The sequence below is a fragment of the Flavobacterium sp. genome (genome assembly GCF_044371705.1).
Lineage (GTDB): Bacteria > Bacteroidota > Bacteroidia > Flavobacteriales > Flavobacteriaceae > Flavobacterium.
Genome location: NZ_JBILTE010000163.1, coordinates 1 through 5669, shown reverse-complemented (window position 1 = coordinate 5669; position 5669 = coordinate 1). Strand labels below are relative to the sequence as shown.

The following is a 5669-nucleotide window of genomic DNA, read 5'->3' as shown; positions in this document are numbered from 1 at the left end:
CTTTTACATTTCGCGTAGCCGAAGCAAATTCGCGATTTCTATCATAATACAAACTATCGCCTTCAATCAAACGATTGTTGTATTTGATATAGGAGTTTTTGACAAAATGAGCCAAATTTTTCTTGGTGTCGTAAAAACCTTTTTCTGTATATATAAAATTTTCTTTACTGGTAACGGTTGATGGGCCGAATAAATAGGAGTGACCCGAGTTTTCGTAATAATCCAAATGGTTCGTTTTGATCACTGTTTTTGGATTGGTAATCGTCACGGCATTTCGAAATTGGTACATGCTACTATTGACGATGTAGGTACCCGATTGACTGGTGAGTACATTATCTTTATCCGTTATTCTTCCGCCGGTTCTGTAAAAAGCTTGCTGACTGGCTCGGTCAAAATACACTTGTTCCGATGTAAGTGTCGAACTAGGTGATTGCATAATCACATTACCCGATGCCATGGCCAATTTGTTTTCGCCATTGTATTCGGCATAACTGCTGGTCATGGTGATTGTATCACCTTGAACGATGCGAACATCACCAAACGCTTTGATGTAATTTTCTTTCTGAAAAACGTAGGCTTTGTTGCAAAAAAGAATGGCCCCGTCATGTGAAACACGGACGTTTCCATAGACTAGTATTGCATCCGGGACTTCCGTTTGGTCGACATTAGCAAAATCCGAATATTCAACTTTGATAGGTTTTGCTTGTTGAGCGAAAGCCGATTGAGCGTAAATGAAAAAACAAAAAAGTAGTAAACTATTTCTCAAGAGTAAATTTTTGTCAAAATTACTAAAAATGAGGGAAGGGCAAGGGGTATTAAGAATTATTTAGGGATGCAGTTTGTTGATGAGTAAGTTTAGATTGTTTAAGATTGTTTAAGATTGTTTAAGATTGTTTAAAGTTGTTTAAAGTTGTTTAAGATTGTTTGTTATTGTTGGGAAATGAGTATTTTTAAAAATTCATATAAATTATTAGACGATGCTTGGATTGATATTTCTCTATTTTGTGGGTAGAGCATTTTACAGATTAGCCGAATTATACAAACAAAATAAATGGTTATACGGCATTTTGGGGGTAGTTGTGTATTATGCAGGAATTATTTTTTCGGCTGTTGCGATTGGTGTGATTGGTGAATTGGTTTCACCCGGCAGCATTGACGGATTTGAGGAATCCGGTATCGCATTACTAACGGTCCCGATTGGTATATTATGTTGTTGGGGATTTTACAAACTGCTGGAACACAAATGGAAAAAAATTGTAGTGGTAGAGATTGAATCGATTGATGAAATTGGAAAAGCTGCGGATTAATTAAAAATCGCTCCCAACAATGTACTTTCAAAAAGTAGCATTATGCTTTGCATCGATTTGAGATCATCGATTAGCAAAATGCTTTTTGGAAGACTTCTAAGAGTGGGGGAGAATTTTGATTTAAAAAATAAAATAAATGAATAAACAATTTAATTATCCAATATTACATCTATTTGAGAATGATAAAAATATCTATGCTCAAAAACAAGGTCCTCAAATAGCTTCGGTTTCAAAACTATGTTTTTTTGATAATTCAATTATTTTGGATGTAAATGGCTATTGTTATTTAGTTAAAAAAGCTAATAAAGTTGGATGGCTCAATTTTTTTGGATTTCATCCTTTAATCAAGGGAAGAACAGCTAAGATTGATTACGAATTTTATAAGATTGAAAAAATATCAGTCGAAGAATTTAAAGGTGTTGATGAAAATTTTTGGTATTCAAAAAAACAAATTCCAAATCTAATAAAGCAAGTACAGGATTGTAAAGATTTTATTAAAATAATTAAAATTTTTATTTAGTAATCCAGTAAGGTAATGTTCCATAATTACCAATTCCTCAATACCCCGCTCTCGCCCGAATCCTATTGTTAGCTCTACTTTACAAAGAAAGATTTTACTATTTTTGAATTAGAGAAGCACATTACAAAATAGCTCCAAAAAAGTTCCCTAAAATTAAAAACCCTGTAAATCAAACATGTACAGGGTTTTTTGTGGAGTCGGAGAGAATCGAACTCTCGTCCAAACAAGCAACCAAAGAGCTTTCTACGCGTTTATCCTCTGATTGAATTTTCGACAGAAAGCAAGGCCAAAGGCAGCCACTTCCCGCTTAGCTTTATTATTTAAAATGGGATTTAAAGCATTACCCATTCTAGGTTTACATTTACGGTTCCTCTTGATCAAACGCTATAAACCAAAGCTTCTGAGAGGAATCTAGCTTCCCAACCTTGTTGGGACTAGGCAAATCTTACTATAATTCAGATTAAGCAGCTAAAGCGTAATTATTTTCGCCGTGTAAAGTTGTTGAACCTTGATATTTACGAGCCAAATGTCCAATGCTCGACGTGCTTACTGTCTAGTTCCACTCGCTGTCAAAACCAGTCGACCCCATTTTTTTAGTCTTCAGTCTTCAGTTTTCAGTTTTCAGAACCTCAGAACCTCAGAACCTCAGAACCTCAGAACCTCAGAACCTCAGAACCTCAGAACCTCAGAACCTCAGAACCTCAGAACCTCAGAACCTCAGAACCTCAGAACCTCAGAACCTCAAAAACTAAGCCACAAAGATATAACAAAAAATGACCATTATTAAATTTGCCTGAATAAATCAATATTGTTATATTTGTAACAAATACCATCAGTAACCGTATAAATATCACAAATGATTTTCGGACTTATCAAAGAACGTAAAAACCCGCCTGACAGAAGAGTCGTTTTTTCACCGGATGCTTTGGTGGAATTACAACGGCAGTTTCCGCAGGCTCAATTCAAAGTAGAGTCTTCGGATATTCGAGTATTCCCGGACGCAGCTTACATTACCGCAGGCATAGAAGTAACGAATGACTTATCCGATTGTGATGTTTTGTTAGGAGTAAAGGAAGTTCCTGTTGATGCACTGCTACCAAATAAAACGTATTTTTTCTTTTCGCATACGATTAAAAAGCAGCCTCATAACCGCAATCTACTGCAGGCAGTTTTAGATAAAAATATCACACTTTATGACCATGAAACTATTACTGACGCCACCAATAGCCGTTTGATTGGTTTTGGACGATACGCAGGAATCGTTGGTACCTACAATGCTTTCAGAGCTTTCGGAATAAAGTATGAATTGTATAATTTGCCTAAAGCTGAAACTTTGGCAGACAAAGAGGCATTAATCAGTCGTTTAAAAAGGCCCTTTTTGCCACCCATAAAAATTGTTTTAACCGGTAAAGGCAAAGTAGGAATGGGAGCTAAAGAGATTCTTACCGGCATGAAATTAAAAGAAGTTTCTGCAGATGATTTTCTGAACAAAACTTACACGTTTCCTGTTTTTACAAACATTGATGTGTTAGATTACAACAAACGTAAAGATGGCAAAACCATTGATAATAAAGATTTTTACGAACATCCAAAAGAGTATGAAAGCGATTTTGAACGCTTTACAAAAGTGGCCGATATTTTTATCACCGGTCATTTTTATGGGAATGATGCTCCAACTATTTTGACTCGTGAAATGTTACAGTCAGCCACCAATAAGCTCAAAATTGTTGCAGATATATCTTGCGACGTGCAAGGTCCGATTGCTTGTACACTCAGATCATCCACTATTGCAGAACCTTTTTATGGGTATTTGCCGAATGAACACAAAGAAGTATCCTACACCCATCCGGCTGCAATTATGGTCATGGCAGTTGATAATTTGCCCTGTGAACTTCCGAAAGATGCCAGTGAAGGGTTTGGTAAAATGTTTGCCGAACATGTGATGCCGGCGTTTTTTAATGCTGACCAAGATTCACTATTAGCTCGTGCTAAAATTGCAGCAAGCGGCCACTTGACGCCTAAGTTTGCGTACCTGCAATCGTATGTTGACGAAAATTTAATTAAGTCCCATTAGGGACTTTTTTTTAGCACCACTCAACTGCGGTTTGCATTTTTGTTTTTACATTTGGGAAAACTACCGTTCACTTGAGAAATTATTTACTTGTTCTTTTAGTATTTTTTAATACTTGTTTGCACTTGCAATCGCAGGAGTTACTTCCTTTTGTTGAGAATTTCACGATGACCAACTATGAAGGTGATAATCAGGTGTGGGGTGTAACGCAAGGCGAAGACAATGCCATGTATTTTGCTAATAATCACTATTTTTTAAGATACAATGGGGTGAAATGGGACAAGTATATTTTACCAAATAAAACCATCATTCGTTCTGTTTTCGCAGATTCCAATCGAATTTATTGTGGTTCGTATACCGAATTCGGCTATTGGCAACGAAGTAATGGTCAAATGATTTATCAGTCGTTAAGCAAAGGGAAAAATCTGTTTACCGGTTATTCCGACAATGAAGAGATTTGGAAAATTTTTAAATTTCAGGGTAAAATCTATTTTCAATCATTCAACGAACTTTTTGTTTATGATGGTAAAAGTATTGAAAAAATCCGAATACCTTTTCAGATATCCTATTGTTTCATTGTAAACAATCAAATATATGCTGCCTCTGTCAGACAAGGGGTTTATAAGTTTCAAAATAAAGTATTTGAGAAAGTAGAACACTGGGACGAATTAGAAAACAATGTCGTTCATGCAATCGATTCGTACCAAGGAAAAACTTTTGTATTTACTCAAAAAAATGGAGTGTTTGCGGAAGAGGGAAAAAATTTAGTTCCGTGGCAAAACACCTTGAATAACGAGCTAAAACAAGACATTATCATTACAGCAAAGTTTATATCAAACAATCGACTGGCAATCGGAACAGCCTTCAAAGGGTTGTATTTGATTGATATGAAAACCGGAGCTTATAACAATATTAACCGTAATAATTCTTTAAAAAATAATTCGGTTTTAAGTATAGGTTTCGACAAAGAAAACGACTTATGGCTGGGATTAGACAACGGCATTGCACATGTGGAAATCAATTCGCCATATTCCATTTTTTCTGACAATACAGGTCTTTTAGGGTCGGTTTACGCTGTTTCTTTCGTAGATAATGGGTATTTATTAGGTTCCAATCACGGATTATTTGTCTACCAAGATAAGAAACTGACTGTTTTACCAAACTCACAGGGCCATGTGTGGGAAATAATGAAGGAGAACAATCAATTTATCATCGGGCATAATGATGGAACATTTGCCTACGATTCCTCAAAATTGACCAAAGAAAATGCCATCAGTGGTGGTTGGAAAATGTTGAAAAGCTCTTTTGATACTAAATTATACCAGGCCAATTATTCCGGAATTGTAAGGTATGATTCGCCGGATGATTTGAAATCATTCGCTATTATTCCCAGCCTCACTAAACCTATTAAAAATATTGCTCAAACCAAACCTAGAGAATTATGGGCGGTTGATAACTATAAGAGTTTATATCGGATTCAATTTAAACCCGATTTTACTTTGGATACTATCGAGAATGTGACTCAAAAGAACAATCTGAAAAATGATTATGAAGTGAAGTTATTTCAGTTTAAAGATCAATTATTATTCAACATTGACAACCTTTGGTACCATTATAACTCATTAACGGATCGATTGGATAAACATGATTTATTCAATACAAATTTTTCTGCGATTACCGAGATTATACCCATTAATAATGAGAACTTTCTGGTTTTGAAAGACAAATTGCTTTATATTATTCATCCAAGCAAAGGACAGTTTGTTTGGGA

4 protein-coding genes, 1 other RNA gene and 1 pseudogene are annotated in these 5669 nt (G+C 35.5%); 4 read left to right on the top strand and 2 right to left on the bottom strand.

Features of this window, described 5'->3' with window-relative positions; genetic code table 11:
- A partial coding sequence (locus ACIQ2S_RS10550) for an OstA-like protein (RefSeq protein WP_396175747.1) occupies window positions 1-766 on the bottom strand: 766 nt, incomplete at its 3' end.
- A gap of 211 nt (window positions 767-977) precedes the next feature.
- Here ACIQ2S_RS10550 and ACIQ2S_RS10545 point away from each other — a divergent pair.
- Both ACIQ2S_RS10545 and ACIQ2S_RS10540 read left to right on the top strand, forming a co-directional pair.
- Window positions 978-1307 (top strand): hypothetical protein, encoded by a 330-nt coding sequence (locus ACIQ2S_RS10545; RefSeq protein WP_396175745.1) that lies wholly within the window; start codon window positions 978-980, stop codon window positions 1305-1307.
- Between the two features lie 136 nt (window positions 1308-1443).
- On the top strand, window positions 1444-1827 hold the full coding sequence (locus ACIQ2S_RS10540; protein ID WP_396175743.1) for a hypothetical protein: 384 nt from the start codon (window positions 1444-1446) through the stop codon (window positions 1825-1827).
- A gap of 189 nt (window positions 1828-2016) precedes the next feature.
- Here ACIQ2S_RS10540 and ssrA read toward each other — a convergent pair.
- Window positions 2017-2414: a transfer-messenger RNA gene (ssrA, locus tag ACIQ2S_RS10535) on the bottom strand.
- A gap of 269 nt (window positions 2415-2683) precedes the next feature.
- On the opposite strand from ssrA, the gene ACIQ2S_RS10530 reads away from it, so the two are divergent.
- Together ACIQ2S_RS10530 and ACIQ2S_RS10525 are read left to right on the top strand one after the other, a co-directional pair.
- Window positions 2684-3901 (top strand): NAD(P)-dependent oxidoreductase, encoded by a 1218-nt coding sequence (locus tag ACIQ2S_RS10530; protein ID WP_396175741.1) that lies wholly within the window; start codon window positions 2684-2686, stop codon window positions 3899-3901.
- A gap of 71 nt (window positions 3902-3972) precedes the next feature.
- Window positions 3973-5669 (top strand): annotated as a pseudogene (locus ACIQ2S_RS10525) (histidine kinase); the annotation flags it as partial.